This is a genomic window from Heyndrickxia camelliae (assembly GCF_002844575.1).
GTDB classification, from domain to species: domain Bacteria; phylum Bacillota; class Bacilli; order Bacillales; family Bacillaceae_C; genus Margalitia; species Margalitia camelliae.
Map to the genome: position 1 here is coordinate 289,998 of NZ_PIQO01000002.1, position 24,098 is coordinate 314,095.

General features: G+C 37.7%; 20 protein-coding genes. 5 read left to right on the forward strand and 15 right to left on the reverse strand.

Translation table 11 applies throughout. The features are described from left to right. Positions 1 to 7 precede the first annotated feature (7 nt). The 3 genes from CWO92_RS04700 to CWO92_RS04710 all read right to left on the reverse strand — a co-directional run bounded on the left by CWO92_RS04700 (position 8) and on the right by CWO92_RS04710 (position 4,404). Positions 8 to 1,300: an ABC transporter substrate-binding protein gene (locus tag CWO92_RS04700; protein WP_101353036.1), complete on the reverse strand. Its 1,293-nt coding sequence runs from the start codon at positions 1,298 to 1,300 to the stop codon at positions 8 to 10. Positions 1,301 to 1,370: 70 nt separating this feature from the next. Next, positions 1,371 to 2,360 (reverse strand): SIS domain-containing protein, encoded by a 990-nt coding sequence (locus CWO92_RS04705; RefSeq protein WP_101353037.1) that lies wholly within the window; start codon positions 2,358 to 2,360, stop codon positions 1,371 to 1,373. Positions 2,361 to 3,180: 820 nt separating this feature from the next. After that, positions 3,181 to 4,404 carry an MFS transporter gene (locus CWO92_RS04710; protein ID WP_101353038.1) on the reverse strand — a complete coding sequence of 408 codons (1,224 nt, stop codon included), beginning with the start codon at positions 4,402 to 4,404 and terminating at the stop codon, positions 3,181 to 3,183. Positions 4,405 to 4,567: 163 nt separating this feature from the next. On the opposite strand from CWO92_RS04710, the gene CWO92_RS04715 reads away from it, so the two are divergent. Next, positions 4,568 to 5,452: a LysR family transcriptional regulator gene (locus tag CWO92_RS04715; RefSeq protein ID WP_101353039.1), complete on the forward strand. Its 885-nt coding sequence runs from the start codon at positions 4,568 to 4,570 to the stop codon at positions 5,450 to 5,452. A gap of 151 nt (positions 5,453 to 5,603) precedes the next feature. Next, positions 5,604 to 5,807 (forward strand): Rossmann-fold NAD(P)-binding domain-containing protein, encoded by a 204-nt coding sequence (locus tag CWO92_RS04720; RefSeq protein ID WP_101353040.1) that lies wholly within the window; start codon positions 5,604 to 5,606, stop codon positions 5,805 to 5,807. A 168-nt stretch (positions 5,808 to 5,975) separates the two neighbouring features. On the opposite strand, the gene CWO92_RS25235 is transcribed toward CWO92_RS04720, so the two are convergent. Continuing rightward, entirely contained in the window at positions 5,976 to 6,125 is a 150-nt protein-coding gene (locus CWO92_RS25235) for an OsmC family protein (protein WP_207767781.1), read from the reverse strand. A gap of 175 nt (positions 6,126 to 6,300) precedes the next feature. Here CWO92_RS25235 and CWO92_RS04730 point away from each other — a divergent pair, with 175 nt between their 5' ends. Beyond that, positions 6,301 to 6,864: a glycerol-3-phosphate responsive antiterminator gene (locus CWO92_RS04730; RefSeq protein WP_101353042.1), complete on the forward strand. Its 564-nt coding sequence runs from the start codon at positions 6,301 to 6,303 to the stop codon at positions 6,862 to 6,864. Between the two features lie 43 nt (positions 6,865 to 6,907). Here the strand turns inward: CWO92_RS04730 and CWO92_RS04735 are convergent, their stop codons facing one another. From CWO92_RS04735 to CWO92_RS04760, 6 genes are all read right to left on the reverse strand, one after another. Next, entirely contained in the window at positions 6,908 to 7,609 is a 702-nt protein-coding gene (locus tag CWO92_RS04735; RefSeq protein ID WP_101353043.1) for an MgtC/SapB family protein, read from the reverse strand. A gap of 26 nt (positions 7,610 to 7,635) precedes the next feature. Next, positions 7,636 to 8,436, reverse strand: coding sequence for an HAD-IIA family hydrolase (locus tag CWO92_RS04740; protein WP_101353044.1), 801 nt, complete (start codon positions 8,434 to 8,436; stop codon positions 7,636 to 7,638). Between the two features lie 109 nt (positions 8,437 to 8,545). Then, positions 8,546 to 9,319 carry a sugar phosphate isomerase/epimerase family protein gene (locus tag CWO92_RS04745; protein WP_101353045.1) on the reverse strand — a complete coding sequence of 258 codons (774 nt, stop codon included), beginning with the start codon at positions 9,317 to 9,319 and terminating at the stop codon, positions 8,546 to 8,548. Next, positions 9,303 to 10,670, reverse strand: a complete 1,368-nt coding sequence (locus CWO92_RS04750) for an MFS transporter (RefSeq protein WP_101353046.1) — start codon at positions 10,668 to 10,670, stop codon at positions 9,303 to 9,305. The genes CWO92_RS04745 and CWO92_RS04750 overlap by 17 nt, the downstream gene beginning before the upstream one ends. Before the next feature lie 469 nt (positions 10,671 to 11,139). Next, on the reverse strand, positions 11,140 to 12,045 hold the full coding sequence (locus tag CWO92_RS04755) for a hypothetical protein (protein WP_101353047.1): 906 nt from the start codon (positions 12,043 to 12,045) through the stop codon (positions 11,140 to 11,142). Beyond that, the gene (locus CWO92_RS04760; protein WP_101353048.1) at positions 12,023 to 13,075 is read right to left on the reverse strand and encodes a lamin tail domain-containing protein; all 1,053 of its coding nucleotides are present in this window, start codon (positions 13,073 to 13,075) and stop codon (positions 12,023 to 12,025) included. Before CWO92_RS04760 ends, CWO92_RS04755 begins: the two co-directional genes overlap by 23 nt. A gap of 560 nt (positions 13,076 to 13,635) precedes the next feature. On the opposite strand from CWO92_RS04760, the gene CWO92_RS04765 reads away from it, so the two are divergent. Together CWO92_RS04765 and CWO92_RS04770 are read left to right on the forward strand one after the other, a co-directional pair. Further along, on the forward strand, positions 13,636 to 14,514 hold the full coding sequence (locus tag CWO92_RS04765) for a glycosyltransferase family 2 protein (protein ID WP_101353049.1): 879 nt from the start codon (positions 13,636 to 13,638) through the stop codon (positions 14,512 to 14,514). 24 nt (positions 14,515 to 14,538) lie between these two features. Beyond that, complete coding sequence (locus tag CWO92_RS04770) at positions 14,539 to 15,177, forward strand: hypothetical protein (RefSeq protein ID WP_101353050.1); 639 nt, start codon at positions 14,539 to 14,541, stop codon at positions 15,175 to 15,177. Positions 15,178 to 15,278: 101 nt separating this feature from the next. Here the strand turns inward: CWO92_RS04770 and CWO92_RS04775 are convergent, their stop codons facing one another. From CWO92_RS04775 to CWO92_RS04795, 5 genes are all read right to left on the reverse strand, one after another. Further along, complete coding sequence (locus CWO92_RS04775) at positions 15,279 to 16,463, reverse strand: ROK family protein (protein ID WP_101353051.1); 1,185 nt, start codon at positions 16,461 to 16,463, stop codon at positions 15,279 to 15,281. 189 nt (positions 16,464 to 16,652) lie between these two features. Continuing rightward, complete coding sequence (locus tag CWO92_RS04780; protein WP_233269973.1) at positions 16,653 to 20,870, reverse strand: GH92 family glycosyl hydrolase; 4,218 nt, start codon at positions 20,868 to 20,870, stop codon at positions 16,653 to 16,655. 430 nt (positions 20,871 to 21,300) lie between these two features. Continuing rightward, entirely contained in the window at positions 21,301 to 22,029 is a 729-nt protein-coding gene (locus tag CWO92_RS04785) for a GntR family transcriptional regulator (protein ID WP_101353052.1), read from the reverse strand. A 62-nt stretch (positions 22,030 to 22,091) separates the two neighbouring features. Then, the gene (gene frlD / locus CWO92_RS04790) at positions 22,092 to 22,874 is read right to left on the reverse strand and encodes a fructoselysine 6-kinase (protein ID WP_101353053.1); all 783 of its coding nucleotides are present in this window, start codon (positions 22,872 to 22,874) and stop codon (positions 22,092 to 22,094) included. A gap of 68 nt (positions 22,875 to 22,942) precedes the next feature. Continuing rightward, the gene (locus CWO92_RS04795; protein WP_101353054.1) at positions 22,943 to 23,956 is read right to left on the reverse strand and encodes an SIS domain-containing protein; all 1,014 of its coding nucleotides are present in this window, start codon (positions 23,954 to 23,956) and stop codon (positions 22,943 to 22,945) included. Positions 23,957 to 24,098 lie beyond the last annotated feature (142 nt).

The window sequence follows — 24,098 nt, forward strand, 5'->3', positions numbered from 1 at the left end:
TTTTATTTTATTTTGCAGATGATTGTTTTACCTCTTTTGCTGCTTTTTGAACTTCTTTCATGACTTCTTCAGGTGTCCTTTTACCATCTAACATAAGTTGTGCTCCTTTTAAGTAAGCATCCACGATGTTAATATCCAAATCCGTATCTAACCAAAGCGCAGTTCGGTTAGCATTCACAATTTGATCAACTGCCTTCTGCTGAAGTGGGGATGAATTTTGATCTGTAAGTGTGCCTTTCGTTGCACTATATTCATTTACTTCTTTCACTTGTTGGATTCCCTTTTCTTTAGAGGTTAAAAATTTTATAAATTCCATTGCTTCTTTAGGATGTTTAGTTTTAGAGGAAATCATAATTCCCTCCGGTGCTCCTGTAATAACATTAGGGTCTCCTTTCGCACCTTCGATTGCCGGCAATTTAAATACTCCTAGATCGTCCTTAAGGGTTGGTTCCACCATTCCAATTTCTGCATATTGCATGTAACATATAGCGGCTTTTCCACTTTTAAATAGTTGTCTTGCATACTCATGGTCTACCGCATTTACGCCTTTATTAAAGTATGGTTCTAATTCCTTAAATTTCTTAAGTGCTTCTACATAACCAGGATTCGAGAAATCTCCCTCGGGATTCTTCGGATCGTAATCAATTTTAATAACATCTTCAGGTACTAAGCGTTGATTTAACGTACCAATATAATGAGAAATGGTCCATGGTGCCTTACTTCCAAAAGCTATTGGGGTAATATTGGCATCTTTAATTATTTGGAGGTCATCCATAAATTCAGTCCATGTCTTTGGTTCTTCCAAGTTTAATTGCTTAAATATTTTCTTATTATAGAAGAAGGATTTTCCATCCATGGACCATGGAACTCCATAGGTCTTCCCGTCTAAGGTGAAGGGGATAAATTGGGATTGGATAATTTGGTCCGACCATTCCTTATCCTCTTTAATCATATCAGTCAAATCTAAAGCTTTTCCTGCCCGGGCAAAGTTATATGCAAATTCACCGCTCCAGGAGAAAAAAATATCAGGCGGATTACTTGATCCTAATACGACACGAATTTTTTCCTTATAAGAGTCATTCAATACAGCTTCTGTCTTGATTTTAATATTGGGATGCTGTTTTTCGAATTCCTTGACAGCTTTTTCAAAGAAGGCTTTTTTAGGTTGCGTTGGCCAGCGATGAAAGAAATTAAGTTGGATTACCTTCCCATCCCCTGAGGATGATGTTGAAGAGGAACATCCGACTAATACGGACATACATAAAACGAATATGGTAAACACCGTGAATAATTTTTTCATTCCTTCTCCCCCCTATTTCAGCTAATAAAGATCCGGGAAAAGCGGATGCCCACTTTTCCCAAATGAATGCTCAATATTCTACTTTCCACATATATCGACGCAAAGATAAAGGATGGTTCCGCTTCTCAGCTAACTTATCTGCATACTGGCGTAATACATAATTAAGTACTAACGGTGCGATATATCCTTTTACCTCCTCATCAATATCGGATAGATCATATTCTTTCGCATCGAGAACCGTTAATTTTTCTCCATATTTCTTGGAGAATGATAAAGCGCGTTCCTCAAGATGTCTTGTCTCATCGAGACCAAGCAAGATAATAAATGGAGTCTCCTTATCGAGAATTTCAAAAGGTCCGTGGAAATACTCCCCTGCATGGATGGCATGAGAATGAATCCATTGCATTTCCATTAAAATACAGATTGCAAAGGAATATGCTACACCATAATTGGCACCGCTTGCCATTGTATAAATAATTTTTTCATCTTGATGTTTTTCAGCAAACTCGTGCGCAGCAGCTGCTGTGTGCTTTAAAACTCTATTATAGGTAGATTGTAATTTTTCTAGATTTTTCTCGATTCTTTCATATTTGTCGTTGTTCTCTACTAAATTCAACACTCCAAAAACTAGCTGATACATAACAGAATAATTAGTTGCGAAAGCATCTGCCTCTTTACCCCATTCATATTTCAAAAAGACGTCGGATTCTTTCGCTAAAGGAGATTCAGGTTCATTGGTTAATGATATTGCCAGTGCACCTTTGGATCGTGCAAATTTTGCAGATTCAACCGTTTCAGGAGTTGTACCTGAATGAGAGCATAGGATAACAAGTGAATTCACACCAAGTTTGACTGGATTTCGATAGATAAATTCATTAGAACTATAAAGATAGGAATCTATTCCTTTTGCCTCACGATCCATCACATATTTACTTGGATACATAAGTGCGGAAGATCCCCCACATGCCACAAAGAACACATTCTTAATATCTCTTTTATTAACCTCTGCCAATGCCGTTTTAATTTGCGATTTTACCCCTACGTTAATTTCTGTTGTCATAGTACAACCTCCTTATTTTTTATGTAGAAAGGTTAGTTTTAAAGCAACCCTCTCTAGATAACGTTATGCAATTTAATATAACATTATATATCGTTATATTTAAATCCTATCTTACGACCTCGATTTGAGGTTGTCAATATATTTTTTTGATAATTTAAATTAAAAAGAATTGACAAAATAATCGGTTGATAGTTTTGTTTTTCGACAATTCTTGTCAGATTTAAACTGAGAAATATTGTGAATGTCATTAGGTTGGCAGAGAAAAATAAAAATGCTTACTTTCGCTTGTCACCTACTGCTTTCTATGATTAGAGACTAAGAGAAAGCATACAATACTTTGGACTTTGCTCTGAAATAGTAGTATTGTTCTTTTTTTATTATTATTTTTCTCCCATAGATGGATTTAGAGGCATGTCACAATAACAATATGACATATTAATTAGAGGTGGAGAGTTCATTTGGGTATTGTATTTAATGCTGTTACTCACAGTTTAAAGGTTACCCTTGTCTAAATGCTGGCTTTTGCGAGTGCAACTTCTAGAAGTTCGACAAATTAGTACATAGATGCCCATCAATCTAAAAAACAATGTAGTAAAATGGAGTTTTTTCGCCTAAACTTCCTGCAATCGAAATTTTTATAAACATATTCAAATGAGCCTCCGCAGGCTTCATTCAAATTTTTTATAAAACCGAAATTTAAAATTGCTGAAAAAGAATCCATTTGATCACCTTTTCAAAATGGATTCTTTTTATTTATCGTAAAATGCTAGTTAGTAATGAATCTTTGCTCAAACTTTATTTAACAGTAACGGCACCATTCTCATTCCCTCCGAAGTCGCGTACGAACAAAAAGCGCCGCAGCCACGGATACCATAGACAGGATAACGGCAAAGACTGTGGCCCCGAATGCCAGCCCCGTTATATCGATAAGGTAACCCGTGCAAATGGGGAAGATAGCAGCGGGAATATAACCGCCGATGTTGAGTACTGCGTTTGCTTCGGCTCTGCGATGTTCCGGAACATTAAGGCCAATTAATGTCAGGCCTCCAAGTTGCCCAAGGCCCTGACCGGCACCAGCAAGAACGGCGGAGACCACGAGCATCGCTGCGACAGAGGCATTAACAGCCACCGCAATACTAACCATAGAAAGGATGGTGGCAGAAGCACCGGTCAAGAAAATGATTCGAACGTGAAGTTTCTTGACCGCGAACTGTACGCCTGTTGCCGTCAGGAACATAATACAGGCCGTACTGCCCGCGATGAAAGGACTCGTTACGTGTAGAAGCTTTGCCAGAAGCGAGGGGCCAAGCGATAACACGAAGGATGTCGCTGTAATGCCAGGTGCAAAAATGGCAATGCCGAAGGCCAGGTCTAGTCGGTTTACTTTAGGTACACTTGGCAAGAACAAACGCCTGTTGTTCTGCTGTTCAAAATGGATTTGTCTTTTTGGTAATGTACTTGTAACGAGAAAAGCAGTTGCCAATATAGCAAGTTCGACTATAAAGATTGGTACTACCGGCCGTGTAAATATCACGGCAAAGGCACCTGCTAGCAGTGGACCGAGTCCCGCACCAAGGACCATGGCTACCGATGCCGCAAGCGAAGCCAACTTCCTCCGATTGGGCCCTCCAACATCCAGGACCGACGCCATCCCTGCTGAGACGATAACGCCGACAGCAATACCCGATAGAAAACGGGCAGTGAGAAGAGTAATTACAGATGAAGCAGCAGCGAACAAGAGGCAGGCAAGAACGGCTGCAAACAGACCGGGGAACAGCACTAATTTGCGTCCGTATCGGTCAGAAAGCTGACCAGCAATAAGAAGCGTAACAAGAAGGCCCGCGATGTAAGCCGCAAAGACCAGAGTGAGTGTCCCGTTGGAAAAGCCTATATCCTGCTGCCAGTGCACATAGAGCGGGGTCGCAGAGTTCGAAAGAATGAACACAGCCGTTACCATCCAGGCGGTTGTCCATATCCTCCAGGAACGAGATGATTGGACTAATGATGATTTTGATAGGCTTCTTTCTTGAGGGTGAATACTCATAAAACATTTCCTCCTTATAGTTAAAACTGTCCATCCTCGGAATTAGGAATGTTTCATTGCCAATGAACTTTTTTCTGAGGTATTGACTGATGGTTAATATCATATAGTATATTTTGATATAACTAAAATACATTTTTTAAATAGGAGGGATAACCAAATAGTTATGAACATAAATATAAACAATCTCAAAATTTTTTTGGAAGTCGCAGAGAAATTGAATATTACGGAAGCTGCTAAAGCACTGTATATATCACAGCCGGCAGTAAGCAAGGCGGTTAAAAATCTAGAAACTTCGCTAAATATCAAATTGTTTATTCGAGATAAACATAATGGTTTACTGCTCACCGATGTGGGGAAAGAAATCCTGGTATTAGCCAGGCAGCTGAAGGTGATTGAGAACAAAATTTACCAAATTGCTAGCCAGGAGAATAAACTTTTAAGTGGTAAGGTAAAAGTGGGTTCATTTCCTGCAGCATCAACGAATCTCCTGCCGGAAACCATTGCCTTATATAGGTCAAAATATCCGCTCGTTAGTATAGAGCTATTTGAAGGAACCTCAAATCAAATCAAAGAATGGGTAAAGGATCGAACGGTTGATATAGGGATTGTTACTTCCCCTTTCGATGATTATGAATATGAAATTCTAGTACATGATTATATGGTCGCAATCATTTCGGAGCATCATTCATCAAGGAGTAAAGAGGAGATTGATTTTGAGGAATATCAGAATGAAATTATATTTTGTAAAGGTGGACATGAGACCGCTCTATTTACTATTCTTCAAGAACACAACATTCCGTTTAAAGAGAACCTTACTGTGCAAACTGCCGAAACGTTAGTTAATATGGTTAAAAGGAACTTGGGCATAGGCATAATTTCGAAATTCACACTGTCTTCTGTTCCTAATAATCTCATCATTAAAGATATTCATCCAAGGATAAGTCGAGATATCGGTATCGTTGCACACTCTTTTGATGAAGTCACACCTGCAGCAAAAGAATTCATTCACATTATGAGTCAATTGAACAAAGAAGGCGAAGAAATTTAATTTAGATTCTGGAACATCTTACAGTAGACCCGTAATAAAAACTTGAGGAAGATAGGAAAACGAAGAAACTGTTAATATCATTTTAACAAACCACATTGAAGCTGAACTCAATTCGATTGTGATGTCAACAAACTAATATAACAATTAGATAATGAATTGGGAACAAGTAGGAACATCCGTAATTGATATTCTAGTAAACTCTTCTGGTATAGAAACTATTAAAGATACGATAGAAAAAGCTTTTGATATTATTGCTTTCAATATCAAAGAACCGTTCTACTTAATCCAACAAGCATTGCATCCGCTAAGGGAACAAGCTCGTAATATAATATTTCCATACTCAAGTACGATTTAGTTTAACTAGATCAATTGCATATAAACCTTGGAGTAAGAGGAATAACCTAAATATAATTAAGCCATGATAAACAGCCTAAAGCCTATAAAAAGATGCTAGGCTGTTTTTCAGGTGACTGCCCCTACCAATTAGATTTCATCTATACAAATAATGAAAGATAATATTTCATTATAATTGTACAATCTTGATACTTACCTCAAAACTTCCTCTTGTCGTATTAGAATAGGAACATACTTGATGAGCTATTTCCACAAGTTTCCTCGCCATTTCTTTCTCTATACCCTCTAGTTCCACTGCCAATTTATTAAAATATTCCACCGTATAATATTTCCTTGAAAAGTAATCTTTGCTTTTAATTCCTCCTGTAACCACAATTCTCCTACAGTAGAAAATGGATACTCAAGACTGCCCCTTCCTCTCTATTTTAAGAAGGAAATTTCTTTTAGATTATAGAAATAAATAGGAAACGAGAACTTACAAGGAGATGCTTCTAATGAATATAGTTGATCTTGTGCAGTCGCAAGTCATTGCTTCCATCAAAAATGAAGAGGATATCGATAAGGCGATAACTAGCAATTCTAATATAGTATTTTTGTTAACGGGGAATTTATTAAATATGACAGACCACCTAAGTAGGTTAAAGAAGGCAAAGAAGCAAATATTTATTCATATTGATTTTATAGAGGGGCTCTCCAATACAAAAAGTGCCATCAAATATATTGCTCAGTCCTGGAAACCAACGGGGATTATTACAACGAAAAATTCATTAATTAAATTCGCAAAAGAGGAAAAGCTGATGACGATTCAGCGCATCTTCTTAATTGATAAAACAGCAATAAAAAAAGGCATTGATATGTGTCAAGCATGTAATCCTGATGCGATTGAAGTGTTGCCGGGACTTATGCCAAGCATCATTGACCAGCTTACCACTCAGATCAACTTGCCAATCATTGCTGGCGGTTTAATTAGTTCAAAAGAGGAAATTTTACAAGGATTAGAAGCCGGGGCTCTTGCTATTTCTTCAGGGGACCCTGCTCTTTGGAATTTAGATATATAAATGTAAAAGCGAACCATCCTATAAAGGGAGATGGTTCGCTTTTTTATCCACTGATTTCCGTCCGATATATTTTACTAATTTGCGTCACTCCATCATAAATATCGGAGGTGCTTTTTCGATGGCTTACTCTAACCTTTAATTCTAGTAAATAAGTTTGATCTTCTTGTTCTTTAATATGGACGTGATCCATTGTCATCTCTTTTTCCTGCAGGGCCTGAATTACTTGTTTTATATCTGAGCGATCCTTTAAAATCAGCTTCAGCGTTATTTCCTTAGAATGGAGCTTTTTAAATCCGACTAGCTTAACGATACTGGGAATTAGTTCTACACTAATCATTAATAGAACTACACCGGCAATCGCTTCAATGTAAAATCCTGCACCTGTCGCAATGCCGATACCAGCAGCTCCCCAAACCATTGCTGCCGTCGTAAGTCCGGAAATGGTATCGTCCTCCTTCCTAAGAATTACTCCTGCTCCTAAAAATCCAATTCCAGATACAATTTGCGCTGCCAAGCGAAGGGGATCCATTTGAATTCTAACCACGTCTGATGAAGGAAAAGAGTAAGCAGCTTGAATTGAAACAATCGTTAACAAGCAACTAACGATGGATATGACCAAACTTGTCTTTAACCCTAATGGCTTCCTTTTCAATTCCCGTTCAAGACCAATCGCCAAGCCCAGAATTGCGGATATCAGAAGTTTGATAAGCATTTCAAAATCGACATTTCCGAGAACTATCTGCATCTTCATCCCCCTTATATAAGAACTTGTTAATGGGTCGACACGATTTCTTGTAAATATGGAATATCCTTAATGCTCTCCAGGATATAAGTAGGTTTTTCAGCCGAAGCTTTTACCATATCAATGGTGGCAATACCTGTTAAAACTAATATAGTATTCAATCCATTTTCTATTCCCATTTTGATATCCGTTTCTAAACGGTCCCCAACCATATAGCAATGCTGTGGGCTTAATTCTAAAATCTCCTTTACAACAAATTCCGCTGCTAGTTTGGATGGCTTCCCCATTATGAGATCTACGGATTTGCCAGTAGCCCCTTCCATTGCGCCTATCATGGAGGCGCAATCTGGCAGCTGGCCACCAATAACAGGGCATGTGCGATCCGGGTTTGTCGCGATTATCACGGCATTATTCTTTACCCATGCCTGGTAAGCATTATTCAATTTTTCATAATTAAATGCACGATCCCAGCCAAGTACAATATAATTCGCTTCACTCGAATCCTTTGTTACCCGGATACCCTCTTCCCTTAACTCCTCCAATAATGCTTCTTCTCCAATTACATATACAGCATCAGAAGATATCATATGCCTCTTTAAATATTTTGCGGTGATATAGTTTGAATTTACCACGTTTTCAAGCGTTACCTCAATCCCAAGGTGATTTAATTTTTGCACGTAATCCTGACGAGTAGAGATGGATTTATTGGTAAAAAACACCACCTTATGACCGTTAGTTTTTAAATATTGGATTGTTTCTAAAGCACCCTCGATTAATTTATTTCCTAAATAAACGGTCCCATCTAAATCGAATATAAAACCTTTTACCATAAAATATACCTCCATATAAAATAAAACCCCCGGCTAAAAAGCCTCATCGTTGAGGATTTTTAGCACAGGGGTTTCTCTTCTTCTCTTCCCATCTTTATGTTATTGAAATTTAAACATTTTCTTCCACCTTTGATAGGTGATCTGTTATATCCTTTAAGGAATATTTATAAGGATTGATTTCATAGACAACTGGTCCTGCAAATTGGTATTTTGTTAAATACCCGTAAAGAGCATTTGCTAAATCATTTCCTTCACCTGGAAGTAAATGGAGGTCAGCTTTTCCATCATTGTCCGACAAGTGAACGGCACCTAAAGAGTTTCCTAACTTCCCAATTGTTTCCTCCAAATCATTCCCCATAACTGCCAAGTGCCCAATATCTAAACAGGCTTTTATGTTCGCGAAATGGACTAATTCCAACCATTCCTCCACATTCGACGCAATATGGTGGCAGTAGTTTAGTTTATCTGGAATGAGGTTCTCCAACAATAAATCAATTCCATGCTGCTTTGCCTTCTCATCTAGCTGCAACAAACGTTTTTTTACACGAACCAGCGTTTCATCCCGTTCCTCGGAGGACCAGGCATATCCGCCATGAAAAGTTGCATGCTGTCCACCATATTGTGATAAGATCTCTATCCATTCTGTTAAAACATTAAACGTTCTTTCATAGACAACAGAATCAGGGGTAGCCAAATTCAAATCATGAAACGGGAGATGAATTCCTATCTTTAATCCCACTTGTTTTGCATAATCTAAATATTCCCTTGACCGGTACTGCTCTGCCCATATTTCAATACCAGCAAAACCGGCATTTTTAATAGATTGAAAGTCATTCAATGTACCATCTTGACCGATTGACCAAAGACTAAGCCATTTTTCCATGATTGCCTCCCATATTTGTCTTGTTGTTAAGTGCGGATGTGACATCACGATTAAGTTCCTCTAGATTTTTACCTTTTGTTTCTGGTGCCATAATAGCTGAAATAATCAATCCTGCTAATCCTGCAATGGCGAATAGCCATAACGCTTTGCTATTTCCCCATGCAGCCACTAACTGCGGAAATACTAATATTCCTAAAATAGAACCAATACGGCTCACCGCAGTTGCCAAACCGGCTGCACTTGCACGAATACCTGTCGGGAATAACTCTGTTGGGTATACAAAGTTCAGAATTCCACCACCCATGTTTGCGAACAATACTGCAAGACTGAATAAAATTACTAAAAATGCCATTGTTGGGCTCGGATTAAGCGCTAAAATAATTAAAGCGATTGATAATCCTGTAAAAGATGTAATAATAAGTGGCCTTCTTCCAATTTTCTCTACAATATTCATCCCAATAATGGCTCCCAATAGTCCCAGTACACTAACGGTACCGGATCCGATGTATGCCATCATTTGTGATCCATGTGTGAATGGTTTTAAAATGGTTGGTGTATACATTGAAATACCGTAATAAGCAACTGCATAACAGAACCAAAATCCGCAAACAAAGACTGTACGGCGGAATAAAGTTTTAGAAAAGACATCCCCTAATCTTTGCTTTTTATCGGTATTCGGTTTGATGGCGACCTTTTGACCAGTGATTTTCAACATAATTTCTTCTGCTTCTTTCTCTCGCCCTCTTGATGCTAACCATCTTGGTGATTCCGGAAGTGTTACCCTGAAAAAGAAAACAATAAGTGCAAAAACAGCCCCGACTAATAACATATATCTCCATGATCTAGGTCCTATTGGTTCCAATATAATTCCGAAAATATAAGCAACAACGGCTCCCACAAACCACATCGCCCCTAATGAGGTGCTATGCTTCCCACGACTTTTCGTTGAACTGAATTCAGAAACAAGGGTTGCTGAAATCGGATAATCTGCGCCAATCCCGATTCCGAGTAAGAAACGGAACAAAATAAGCTGCCAAGGTGCCTGTGCAAAAGCGGTAAGGGCTGCGAACACAACAAACGCTAATAAATCAACGACATACATTGCTTTTCGCCCAAATTTATCCGTTAAATTACCAAGCCATAATGCCCCGATTAATGATCCAATTACTGCAGATGAAGTAATTAGCCCCTGTAAACCCGGCCCGATTTCCCACTGATTTAAAATTAAGGGCATCGCAACAGCAATAACCGTTAGATCAAATCCATCCAGAAAAGTACCCGCCGCTGATAAAAGCGTAACCTTTCTTTGAAAGCGCTTTAATTGCGGTGAATCTAAATGCTCGAAACTCATCAAAATGCCCCCTTCGAATTTTCATTTATTGTACAAGAATAAGATAATACTAAGGTGTTAATGTGGTATTAATAGATAGTTAAAGATTTATTAATATTTGTTTCATAAAGTGAAATCACATAATATGAATTTTCCCCTTCCCCCTAAGATGTGTAATTTTACTGGCTCTAAGAAACAACAAAAGCCATAGTCAAAAAAACATGGATCATCATGTTTTTCCTGACTATGGCATCTCTTCATCTCCGGCCATAAAATTACCCAAATATAGTTTGATAATTCATTTATATAATATTTAAATTAGTCTGTCAACTACTTTATAGTACAGAGAGATAGATTCCCCTTGTCCCAGTGGAATGTAGGGTCCGCTCCCTTTCCCCACCTCCAACCAAGCATGAGACACTGGAACTGCCACATAGCCCTCGGTCAAGAAATGGGAAGTGGTACCTGTCCCCTTTTCCCACCTATCTATTTATTTTCTTTCTTCTTTTTCGATGTCTCTATCATCTTTCATTAATGTTTTCATATCAATCTTCAGCATGCGGTCTCTAGGGTACGTGCCTGTATACCGATATTTGTTTGCTCCGGATTCGAAGGAGACATAGAGATCGCTTTTAACCAGAACCGCACCTTCATTCATTGGAATAGAAACGATACTTTCCCTCGGCTTTGTTGTCTGCCCGTCAAGGAACCAAAGCGGCACTTCCTTACCACCTATTTTTACATGTTTATGAGGTTCCTCTTTTAATGGGGCTTCATAACGATACAGTACGCTATCATTCGCTCTGCCATAAGAAGTAACTAAAGATATTCCTTTCTTCTCGACAATTGCTCCTTGTACCTTCCCAATTGTGGACAAAACATAGTCAGGGGTTGCAGGCTGGCCAGATTCTTTATTCCATTGCTCACTTGAAAGCATATCTAAATTACTCTTAAGCTTATAACCTACCATCCATGCATATTGCATTTCTCCAGCACGATTGACTAAATGATGGGATGAATCTGTCGGATAACTGTTAGGTTCATAAAATTCTCCAACCCAAAGAATACCATTATCATCATCATATACATCATAGGCCGCTTCTACAGGAAGCGGAATTTGATTGGTAAACTGAAGCTCATCATTATTTTGCGCTGACACTAAATTACTTATCTTTAAAGTAAATAAGTAATTTTCAGACGAAATCCAAACATGGTTCTTACTAACTGCTACTCCACCTGCATGACCTGTGTATGGTGTACCATCTTCATTATATAATTCAACAGATTTTATTAATTTTTCCGTAGTGGCATCAATCACACATAAAGTCCCTGGTCTGCCATCATCCAAATAATTAATGGTAAGCAGCCAGTTCTTATCCCAGTCCTTGCGGAACAAGATCTTGAACTAATCCAGGAATGACCGGACCATCCTTACTTATATTCCACAATCCTTGATATTTAGGATCTCGATCGTTCGAAGACCTCTCTTCTTGAGTAATGATTTGATGCGCTGGTGTAACCGTTATTGGTGACGATTTTTCTGATTCATTCCCAGATGTATCCACAGCTGTCACCTGAAGTGTAACATCTCGATTTCCAGTCAGGGCGTAAATGGTAAAATTATATTTTTCGGGAGATACCGAATACTCCAATGTCCCATTTTTATAAACATTATAACGGTAGAGATCAGTTTCCGGATTGGGGTCCCATGCGATTGATACTTCACCGTTTCCTGCATCCGCTTTAATATTTGCTGGTATTTGCGGTGCAACCTCATCTTGTTTTGGTCTCAGCGGTGCCTGATTAGGATCAATCCAGCCTGGTGTTGGCTTTACGTTTCCGGATAAAGTTTGCATTACAATACTGTCATCCTGTGGATAGGTAAATGTAATCGATTTATTCGTGTAAACAACATCACCCGTGTAGGATGCTCGAACTACCTCATTTCCGTTTGAATCGAATACCGAGACTGTCTGTGTCTTACTATTAACCAACCCGCCAATATTGTCTAATGTCTTTAATTTGCTTTCATCTACATATTTACTTTCGTAAGAGGCAAAGTAATTATGATTGAAAGCTTCTAATGTAATAGGCTGAATTTCTTGCCTTCTTGTCCAAAAAAGAACCGTATCCCACGGTGCAATTTTAATAGATGTTTCAATTTTTGCGTCCCATCCTCCTGATTGTAAATGATATCCTTTTAAATTTATCTCTTGACTGCTATTATTGTAGATTTCTACATACTCAAATGCATCATATCCAGCATAATTATCTGTATCTGGAACTACTTCTGTGATTAGTAAATTTGGTATGGAGGTAATCTCCGTTGCGTTTGATTTAGAACTATGAAACATCCATGCATTTCCCATAACCAAAACAAGAGCAATAGAATAAATGATACACTTGTAAGACCTTAAATTCCCCATTCTTTTTCCTCCTCTGTTTGTGCTTTTATCTCAGATAATAGCGAACAGCCCCTACTAGTAAATAGAAATCAAAAAACCCTATGAATCATAAAATGTATTACCAAAATGCAATACAAATTAATCTTCATAGGGTTCTCTTAGCATCTCTACCCAATAGCAGACAGTTGTTACATAAGTTATCTAACTATTCATAATGTAAATATAATTAAACCAGAAAACAAGGGTCCATTTTCATAGGTCAATAGAACTATTTTATTGAAATATAAACTCACCCTCTCCACAATCCTATTATTTCCATTTAATTTAGTGTATATATTAATTATAATCAGGTATTCATCCAAAATAATTCACAATACAATAAATTTTTCACCTAACTCACTCTTAATATTTTAGTTGGTATGGAGTATTTCTCTTTATTTTTCAGTTTGGCTGCTGACTCCATCCATATATTTCTAAAAAAATATAATTATGTTACAATAATATGCCTTTGTTTTATGGTTATTTGTAACAATAATAATGTCCATATTTAATTTTTAATAAGTGAAATGGAGATGTAGTTAATGATGTCAACATCATTCCGACAAAAAGCAGTAGATTTTTTAAATAGTGATAAAGTAGAAATTACAAACAACCCAAAAAGTCTTAAAAATAAACTTTTAAGACGTCATAAACTGGTAACTGTAGTAACAGCAACATATAATGCAGAGAAATTTATAAAAAAGACAATGGATTCAGTTATTGAACAATCTATTGGTTTTAATAATATTGAATATATTATAGTAGATGATTCTTCATCCGACAGTACGCTGGAAATAATAAAGGAATACGCATCTCGGTATAATAATATTTGCGTTGTTTCCCTTAAAGAAAATACAGGATCGCCTGGATTACCAAGAAATATCGGGATTGAGCTGGCTTCCTCAAAATATATAACTTTTCTAGATTCAGATGATTGGTTTGATATTAGCGGTATAGAATCCCTCTACAATATATTAGAAGAAAGTAATGATGATTATGTTGTTGGCAAGACAATTAAAGTGGAAACGGAAAAGCAAAGTGTAATTGGAGAGTTTGCTTCTATTAAAGAGAGAAGAAACATCTCTCCCTTTGATATTCCACACTTTTTTTACCATATGGGACCAACCGCTAGAATGGTAAGATTATCTTTACTTAAGAAATTTGATATAGGTTTTCCTGAAATGAAATTTGCGGAGGATAAGCTATTTTTCACCGATGTATTTCTTCATGCTACTTCGGTATCTACAACTACAAAACCTATTTATTATGTAAATAGAATGGACGATAACCCAAACTCTTTAACTAGAGTTACAAATGTATTGGATAAAAGAAGAATGGATTTAAAAGTGGTAGATTATATAAAATCAAAAAATTTACCGCTTGAAAAGGAAAAAGTGGTTCTTAATAGAATTTATGAGTAAGATATTGTCAAAACATTTGACAGTATGCTGTTTGTAAATTCAAATAACAAACAGGAATTTATAGATATACTGGAAAAAGCCATTCAAACGACAAAGGATTTACGCTATGACTTTAGAGAGGAATTTAAAATACCATTTTACCGATCAGCTCTTGATTTATTCCTTCAAGGAAGAAAAGAGGATTTTATTAAACTATTCGAATGGTTCAAGAAAGACAAAAATAAAAAATATGTAATTCAGGATGGGTTACCGTATTTTGAAATTCCATTTTTACAAGACGATTACCACTTAATCAGAATTCCAATGTTAGCCATAGCACGTGATTCCTACGTACTCAATGATGAGTATTATCAAACATTTGAAATATACGGGGATTATATAAAGAATATTAACTCCATTTTAATAAGGGATAGGCAACGATTTGATAATGAAATAATATGCGATTTTCAGATAACAGGAAATTTGGGTAAGTTTCAAATAAAGTATCAGGACTTAGAAAAATTAAAGAACTCCTTATTTACTGTTTATATAAGATATAATGATTACCAACTTATGAACATAAAAAGAATCCTAAAAAATCATGTAATATATAATCAACGTCAATTTGATTTTTATACAACACAATCAAATAATTTAGGACTATTAATTAAATCACCTAAATAATTTGTATAAGGGGACAGGGCCATTCTACTGTCCTCTTTTAATTGGCATTTTTACCTTCCACATACTCATATTTGTATATAGCGAATGAGGAACCTGACCCCTCATCCCTCTCCAAAAACATCCTCCAGAACTAGTGCAGCTGCTCCCATAATAATGGACTTTTCCTTTAGTTTTCCTGGGATAATGGATAGATTTTTTTGAAAAACTTCAAATGCTCGATTTCTAGCAATTTCTGCTGATAGTTCCAGCATTCTTTCGTATTTTTCGGCAAGTTTGCCTCCAATGATGATGAGGTCAGGGTTAAAATTATTGATGACATTAGTTAATCCGATGCCTAGAAAATTGGCCGCTTCATCTACTATCCTTAACGTGAAGGAATCTTGACTATCAATGGCTTTTAAAACATTTGAGAATGTAATCTGCTCGCTACTTGGATAAGGATAATTAGATGGATAACCTAGTTGCAGGCCTTCCTTAACCTTCTTCACAATTGCTAATCCTGAAGCTTTTAGTTCTAAGCATCCATAGTTTCCACAATTACAGCGCGGACCGGCACTGTCAATGGTACAATGTCCAATTTCACTATTTCCAATCAATGTTCCATTTAAAATTACACCGCTTCCAATCCCTTCTCCGACGAATAGATAAATTAAATTATTTACTTCTTTTCCCGCACCAAACCATTTCTCTCCTAAAGCGGATAAATTAGCATCCTTTTCTATTTTAATAGGAATATGAAGTTCTTCTTCTAGCATTCTTTTTAATGGGACATTTCTCCAAAGAGGCAAATTGGGAGGGGAAACAACCTCTCCAGTGGATGAATTAATAGGTCCTGGAATGGAAACACCAATGCCTAGAATCTTTTCATCATCAATTTTTCCTTTTTCTAAAAGGGAGTTAAAACCTTTTTTTATAATTTGAATATATTCTTTCGGGCCTTTTACATCAGGTGGTTCCATGCATAATTCATGCACTAAAATCGTATTGAATGTAAATAAACCGAATCTGATTTGTTCATCAATGGAAACATCAATTCCTACAACGTATAATGCCTCGGAATTTAATTCATATAGTAGTGGCTTTCTCCCACCACTCGAAACTCCCTCACCGCATTCTTTTATCATTCCCGCAGACAATAAACCATTAATAATATTGGAAATTGCTGCAAAGGTTAAGGTAGTTTCTTCCGCCAATTCAGCCTTTGTCACTCTTACTCTCTTTCTAATAAAATCAAGAACCTTTGTTGTGTTTACATTTCTCAGGATTTGCTCCACATATTCTTTCATTGTTCCTACCTCTTATGTGTTTTGGTTAATGATGATCATACCATAAGAAATGAGGGACGGTTCTTTGCTTCCATACAAATGAAGCTAAAAAACCGTCCCCATCGTTCTTAATGTTTACTTTAAAATGTGGATGGAAGAGTCAACCCTGTATCCACTTAAATGGGAAAGGAGAACCGACCCTCTTTCCCACTACTCCCGATTTAGTAGTACCATCAATTGATTAGCATCCGCTGATAAAACCTTTTTAGCTTTTGCAGAGATCTTGTCCTCCAAACCTTTATTGTTCAAATGTTTTATGAAATCTTCAAGGCGTTTGATAGCCTGATCTTTATGCTCTTTTTTATAATGATCTAGCGAGCTTTTTAGACTGTTGGTTAATTGGACAACTATTGGCCCTTTGATTTCTTTTTCTGATTTCATATCATCGATTAATTTTTGAACAGATTCATAGTCGGATGTTAAATCATCATAACCAAGCAACTCTAGTTCTGCTACAGAGGTGTTATCTGCTCCACCATTTTCTGTGACTTCAAGTTTATAATAAGAATATTTGCCAGGATTCTTTATTTCAAATGCTCTTGTATATATGCGCCACTGGAAGGTTGCGTTCTTCCGCTCATCCAGCACAGTCCAGTTCTCTCCATCATTAGAGCCCTTTAGTACCCAGGATTTTGGATCCTTTTCTGCCCCTGAACTAGAGGATGTTACAGTATACATTTTCACCAATCGTTTGCCTTCTTTAAATTGATAATCTACCGTAGGCGACTTGCTATCCAATGTTACCTGTGTATTGGAATTATTATCAAACAATAACTCACCCTTACTTGAAACTGTCCCTTTGCCATCAGCCAACAAATGATCCGTCATATCTCGTAAAGGCAGTGCTTTTAATGTTGTACCATCTGTTGCGCTGGAAGTAATGGATTTTGGTGCATCCTCATTTCCACTGCCCCATTTCGAAGGTTTAGATCCCATATCAAAATCAATGACTGCCCCCTTCATAAGATCGGCATGTTGGATAGAAGTTTTACTGTATTCTTTTCCATTCACCTTCACACCTTGCACGTATTTGTTCTCCTTGCTATTGTTCGGTGCATTGATTACGATGGATTTTCCATTTTCAAGATGAACGGTTGCCTTTTTAAATAAAGGTGCACCGATGGCATATTCTGGAGTTCCCATCTTCAAAGGATAGAATCCTAGTGAACTGAAGATATACCAAGCGGACATTTCTCCGTTGTCTTCATCCCCAGCATATCCTTGACCAATCTCACTTCCGATATATAAGCGATTAAGAACCTCGCGAACTAATTCCTGGGTCTTCCAAGGCTGACCGGCATAATCATACATATAAATAATATGATGTGCTGGCTGGTTGCTGAAACCAAACATGCCCATACGTACGTCCCGCGCTTCTCTCATTTCATGGATGGTTCCGCCATAGGATCCAGGATTTAGACCAGTTTCCGGTGTGTTAAAAAATTCATCGAGTTTTGCAGCAAGTGCTTCCTTCCCACCATATAAATTGGCTAGCCCCTGCCCATCTTGCGGAACATGGAACGCCATATTCCAAGCATTGGTTTCTGTATAATCGTAACCCCAGACTGCCGGATTGAAATTGTCTGCAGTAGAACGCCATGCTCCATTTGCTGTTCGTCCGTTAAAAAATCCAATAGCCGGATTGAACATATTCACATAGTTTTGGGCACGATTGATAAAATATTGATAATCTGCTGCATAGTTTTCCTTGTATGGATCGTTCTTATCTGCTTTTTTACTTAGTGCCTTGGCAAGATTGGCAATACCGAAATCATTGATATACCCATCCAATGCCCATGCCAAGCCTTCACCAGTTGATGTATTGGTATATCCATCAAATATAGATGTTGTTAATCCTTTGCGTCCGGTTCCTGCGTTCGGACTTACCACTTCAGCGTCCTTAATGGCTGATTGATAAAAACTCTGCACATCAAAATTCGTAACACCTTTTAAATAGGCATCCGCAAACGCGATATCCGCACTTGTTCCCGGCATTAGATTTGCATAACCTGGTGAAGACCATCGTGCAATCCAGCCTCCATCCCGATACTGCTGAACAAATCCGTCAATTAATTCCCCAGCAATCGTCGGGGTTAATAAAGAGTATGCTGGCCAAGCGGTTCGGTACGTATCCCAAAAACCATTATTGACATAGGTCTTTCCATCCACAATTTTTGCACCAGTCTTCGTTTCTGAGTTTTGCCCAGTTGCTGTCGAATATGGACTTGCATATTTGTACTCAGGATTTTCCTTTGTTCCAACATTTTCATAGGCTGAGTTTGGATACAAGAATAAGCGGTACATATTGGAGTAAAGGGTTACTAACTGATCCTCCGTTGCCCCTTCCACTTCAATAATGCTTAACTGCTGATCCCATTGTTTTTGCGCTTTGTCTTTTAAACTATTAAATGTATCATTCGAGCCAATTTCCTGTTCTAAATTTTTCTTAGCTTGATCAACACTGATTAAGGAAGTAGCAATCTTCATTGTTACTACCTTTTCTTTAGAGGTATCAAAGCGAACAAATCCGGTTACATTGTTTCCACCGCCACCTGTTAGCTTTCCGCTTTTTACAACAGGTTTATCAAATCTTGCATATACAAAAAGCCTAGTCGCTCCAGTTGATAGGCCGCTTTTTACATCGGAGTAGCCTGTAACCTCGCCCGTTTCCTGATTAAGTGTGAGTCCGCCGTTATTGTTTACATTGTCAAAAATCAGATTAGAGGTATCCCCACTGAAAGTAAATTTAAACATCGCAGCATGATCTGTCGGTGTCATTTCCGTGTGGATTCCATTCTCAAACTTTACACTGTAATAATAAGGTTTCGCAATTTCATTTGAATGTTTAAAAGCTAAGGCGCGTGCCGAACGATTTGCATTCGGTTTATCCGCACTAGAATCAGATGGCATCACCTGAAAGGTTTGCCTGTCTCCCATCCATGGGCTTGGTTCATGGCTGACAGAGAATGCCTGAAGTTGCGGCAGATTATCCGCGTTATTACTCTCATTGTATTGATAAATCCAGTCTGAACCCGCATTGGTAGTTGGTGTCCAGAAGTTAAAACCATGCGGAAGTGCTACCGCAGGGAAGTTATTTCCGCGTGAAAAGGTACCGTTCGACTGTGTACCTCTTAGGATATTGACATAATCAGAAAGCGCGTCATATTTTTCCGCAACCGGATTTCCTTCAATTTTTACATCGTCAATACTTCCTCTAAAAGCACCTGGTCCATTCGGATTATCGTAAGCAACAAGAATTCTTTTAATCGTTCTGCCTGCAGCTACGTCCCCAATCCTGGATTTGATAAAATTCCATTGGTTCACATATAAGTATTTTGACTTTCCTTGGTCCTGCGGGTTCAATCCGACCCCATGCTGATCTGTTGCTTTTAAATCATGAAGATAGGTTCCATCTGAAAAGGCTAAATCTATGGATGCGTATGTGCTGGAGTAGTCATTATGATTTTTGTCTGTAAATTCTGGGGCGATGTAATAGGAGAGCTCTGAATTTTTCGTTACTGGAATGTCAACATCATATATTTTGTTATAGGAATAAGCTCTACCTTTGGAAAGATGGGTTCCGGAATACATTAGGGCACCTAGTCCTGTCCAACCTACATTAGTTTTTGCCGTGTAGGAGGATGTTGGTCCTTTCCCTATTTGTGACTTCATGTCTCCCGGCGGCGGATCTGGAACCTCAATTCCATTTGAAAAAGCAATCTCGGCAAGCTGGGTAATACTGTCACCGGAATTCTTGGTAATATCGACTTTATAATATTGGTAAGCAGTTGTATTCGCAAAATCGTATATTTTACGTTGGAAACGCTCTTTAAAATCTTCGCCTTTTCTTGAGTCTAAAGCTGTCCAAGTGGAACCATCTTTAGAACCATAAAGAGTCCAATCTTGAGGATCCCTGCCATCATAATCATTTGCAGAGGTAAGGGCATACTTCACAATCGTCACAGGCTCAGAAAATTTAAACACTATATTTGCTGTTTTTTCAAAAGCGAGCCATTTTGTTGCGGAATCCCCATCAATTAATTTCGTATCCACTTCATTCGGCGGATTGTTAGCGTTTGCATTTACTTCCACAACCTTATCGGTGATATCCCCAAGAATGGAATCACGCTTTACATTTCCATCAATTCCCTCGGTCATTTTCTCTCCATTTTTATCTGTTTCTACAGTATTCACCCAATTAAGCTGCGGGTCAGATTTCTCGAATGAGGTGAAGAAATCTGTTTTCGGTGTTGCAGTCGGATCATTGCTTGCAGCATGTACTGCAGGTTTTGGCATGATGGGAACACTGGTCATCAGTACAAGCGATAATGCACTTAATAGAATCGTTTTCACTGGCTTTTTATCCATACCACCTGCTCCTTTCAACTTTTTAAAGTAACTTGAAAAAGTGCTTGGAATAAAAAAACACACTCACCTCCATCAGGTCATAAATAGATAGTATCTAGATAAATAAAGATCCATTAAAACAATCACCACTTTTTAAAATTACTTTAATAAGTGATATTAAAAGCATATTATATTCAGAAATATCTGTCTACAACAACAAACACAAGCTTAGAAAATTCATACAAAATCCCTAGTGAAAGCTGGGTATTTAGAACCTGGAATACAGGGTCAGGTCCCTTTTCCCATTTTTTATTCTTGGGTTGAGGGGGAAGGTTTATTGTTTCAACCTTTCACTTGCTAGAGTCAATAAATCTTTAGCTATTAGATTTTGTTTTCCTAGAAAGGATTAAAGTTAAATGGGACGAGGGACCAGACAGATCCCTCATCCCATCTATTTTGCACGATGGACAGTTAGCGTGACCTTGTTCGTCTCGCACATAAAAGTGGAGAGGTGAACAGGTTCATCGTTTGAATCAAAAGCTATTTTTAAAATTCGAAACAGATTTACGCCAATATCGCATTCTAATAATTTAGCATATTCAGCAGTTGCTCCGATTACATCAATAATCTTATCGTTGCTGACAATTTCCGTATCGTATTCTTCGTGAAGAATCTTATAGGTTGATTCATCCCCCACAATTTTCTTTTCCAAATTCGGAAAGTGAATTAATGAATAATGGGCTATATCGTAGAAAAGTGGACGATCGTTTACATACATTAGCCGTTCCAATTCGAGAATGGGACTGCCTTCTTCTACTTTCAGCCGTTCTGCTACTTCCTTTGTAGCAGCTATTACCTCACTGCGTAAAATCCGTGAGTTATGTATCATACCTAGCTGATGACTAAACTCAGAGAAACCGCTTACAGATAACAATTCATTATGAAACTTATTCGTGGCAACAAAGGTCCCCCGACGTGGGATACGAGTCAATGTACCGTCTTTCACCAGTTCTTCAATAGCTTTACGAATAGTAATCCGGCTTACGTTATAAATTTCACAAAGCTCTGCCTCTGTTGGAATTTGTTCTTCTGGTTGATACTTCCCGCTTTGAATATCATTCTTTAACATTTGCCGAATCTGCATGTATAATGGCTGCGGGGTTGAAGGATTTAATTTCATCTAAATACGTCCTTTTCCATCAATGGTTATATACCCTATTATACATTGATTCCCAATTTCCGTCACCATGCACCAAAATATCTTATCGTTTTAGAAGCAGCCTCAGCACCCAATTTCAGGCACTCTTGAATAGAACTTCCCTCCAGTGTTCCATAAATAAAACCTGCTATAAAGGAATCTCCTGCACCCATTGTATCGACAACCTCTGTTTTAACCACTCCACCGGTATAAAATTGTTCCCCGTCATACGCTAGTGAACCTTTTTCTCCTAATGTTGCCACTGCAACTTTGGATCCTAATGCCTGCACTTCCTTTAAAAAATTTCTAATAAATGCATCATCTTCTGTATAGGAAAAAAAAGGATAGTCAACAAAAGCAGGTAATCTTTTGACAAGATGATGATCCAGTTTATCAGAGAAATCAAAAAAGGTTACCAATCCTTTTTCTTTAAAAATAGGATAATACTCTTCTGCATGTCCCCAGATAGCGGCATGTACGCAATCATAACATTGGATAAACTCTATGTCTTCCATCGATAATTTAAATGTTGCCATTACACCTTCATCGTAGTCACCAAATTGACGGTCATTATTCACCAGCTCTACAAGGGTAGTGGCTGTTTTTCCTTCCTTTTTTGATATATGAGAAATATCTACTCCTTTACTTTGAATCGAATTGATCATTATGTCTCCATATTGATCTGATCCAACCCAACCGACGTATGCGGTTTCTGCACCTAAATTTCGTAAATAAACACTAACATTTACAGGGTTTCCCCCGGGATATGCTTGTCCGCTAGATAGGTAAACATCCATGCAGTTGTCTCCGACTGTAACAACTTTCATTCCATGCCCCTCCTTTTATGATAATTTTACGGAAACAAGCACTACCAAAGTAGTGCTCATCCAATCAATCAATATTCCATTTTTCTATAATATCTGCGAAGGTCTAATGAATGATTTCTTTCTCTTTCAAGGTATACACTGATTCTGCTAAGAACCGCCCAGTTAATGCTGACTGAAAAGTGTTTTCTAAATTCCTCGCTGATTCCTTCCATCGCAAAGTCTTTCGTATCAATAATCGTCAGCTGTTTCGTGATTTTTTCCGCAAATCTTTCAACACGATCCATAAGAGGCCTTGTTTCATCTTCCCCTTTTAATAAAACCACACTTGTGTCCTCTACAACCATTTCAAGCGTGCCATGGAAGAATTCGGCAGCATGAATGGATTTTGCATGGATCCATTGCATTTCTTCTAATATGCACATTGCATAGGAATACGTGTTGCCCCATAGATTACCAGATCCTACTAACATATGATAATCCGTATTTTTATGTTTAATAGCAAATTCTTCAGCTTTTTTATCAAATGCTTTCACTGCGTTTAAGATCGCTCTTGGCAATAACGAAACTTCCTTCGTAAATTGGTCATATTGAGGAAATTCATTACGGTTGTACATGAAACGAAATACAAACATATAAAGTAGCATAAAGAATGTATCAAAGGAATGCTTTTCAGAACCAGTAGTGATGCAATAGTCAACCATCTTTGTTAATGGAGTATCTGGTTCTGCAACAAGTGCAATGGTCGTAGCTCCCTTTTCCTTACAATAGGCTGCCGCCTCTAGTGTTTCTTTCGTTGTCCCCGAAACAGAAGCAAAAATACAAACAGAGTCTTTAGTAAAGTGTTTATGATTCATGACCAAAAATTCAGCTGCAATTTCTGCATGAACATCAATGGTAGAATTAGATTTTAATATGTATTCATAAGGATACATCATTGCAATCGTTCCACCTGCACCGATAAGAAAGATATTGCTGTATCCCTTATTAGAAATAGTATCCACTATTTCTTCAATTTGACCTCTAAACTGAAGTCCCTCTTTTTCTACTAACCTAAGAAATAATTCCTCATCAAATTTTAGCATAAGTGTCTCCTCCTTGTAGGACGTAAGGACTCTCTCCTCATCCCGGAACTGGGAAAGAGGGTCAGGTCCCTCGTTCCAGTTTATTTTCATTTTTAGTTTTAGTTTTACGCAGATCTACTTCTCTTCAAAGCTTGGGATGAGG

Coding starts and splice junctions, on each gene's coding strand:
- CWO92_RS04700 (WP_101353036.1), bottom strand. CDS start 1,300: ATGAAAAAATTATTCACGGTGTTTACCATATTCGTTTTATGTATGTCC.
- CWO92_RS04705 (WP_101353037.1), bottom strand. CDS start 2,360: ATGACAACAGAAATTAACGTAGGGGTAAAATCGCAAATTAAAACGGCA.
- CWO92_RS04710 (WP_101353038.1), bottom strand. CDS start 4,404: ATGAGTATTCACCCTCAAGAAAGAAGCCTATCAAAATCATCATTAGTC.
- CWO92_RS04715 (WP_101353039.1), top strand. CDS start 4,568: ATGAACATAAATATAAACAATCTCAAAATTTTTTTGGAAGTCGCAGAG.
- CWO92_RS04720 (WP_101353040.1), top strand. CDS start 5,604: ATGAATTGGGAACAAGTAGGAACATCCGTAATTGATATTCTAGTAAAC.
- CWO92_RS04730 (WP_101353042.1), top strand. CDS start 6,301: ATGAATATAGTTGATCTTGTGCAGTCGCAAGTCATTGCTTCCATCAAA.
- CWO92_RS04735 (WP_101353043.1), bottom strand. CDS start 7,609: ATGCAGATAGTTCTCGGAAATGTCGATTTTGAAATGCTTATCAAACTT.
- CWO92_RS04740 (WP_101353044.1), bottom strand. CDS start 8,436: ATGGTAAAAGGTTTTATATTCGATTTAGATGGGACCGTTTATTTAGGA.
- CWO92_RS04745 (WP_101353045.1), bottom strand. CDS start 9,319: ATGGAAAAATGGCTTAGTCTTTGGTCAATCGGTCAAGATGGTACATTG.
- CWO92_RS04750 (WP_101353046.1), bottom strand. CDS start 10,670: ATGAGTTTCGAGCATTTAGATTCACCGCAATTAAAGCGCTTTCAAAGA.
- CWO92_RS04760 (WP_101353048.1), bottom strand. CDS start 13,075: ATGGGGAATTTAAGGTCTTACAAGTGTATCATTTATTCTATTGCTCTT.
- CWO92_RS04765 (WP_101353049.1), top strand. CDS start 13,636: ATGATGTCAACATCATTCCGACAAAAAGCAGTAGATTTTTTAAATAGT.
- CWO92_RS04770 (WP_101353050.1), top strand. CDS start 14,539: ATGCTGTTTGTAAATTCAAATAACAAACAGGAATTTATAGATATACTG.
- CWO92_RS04775 (WP_101353051.1), bottom strand. CDS start 16,463: ATGAAAGAATATGTGGAGCAAATCCTGAGAAATGTAAACACAACAAAG.
- CWO92_RS04780 (WP_233269973.1), bottom strand. CDS start 20,870: ATGGATAAAAAGCCAGTGAAAACGATTCTATTAAGTGCATTATCGCTT.
- CWO92_RS04785 (WP_101353052.1), bottom strand. CDS start 22,029: ATGAAATTAAATCCTTCAACCCCGCAGCCATTATACATGCAGATTCGG.
- frlD (WP_101353053.1), bottom strand. CDS start 22,874: ATGAAAGTTGTTACAGTCGGAGACAACTGCATGGATGTTTACCTATCT.
- CWO92_RS04795 (WP_101353054.1), bottom strand. CDS start 23,956: ATGCTAAAATTTGATGAGGAATTATTTCTTAGGTTAGTAGAAAAAGAG.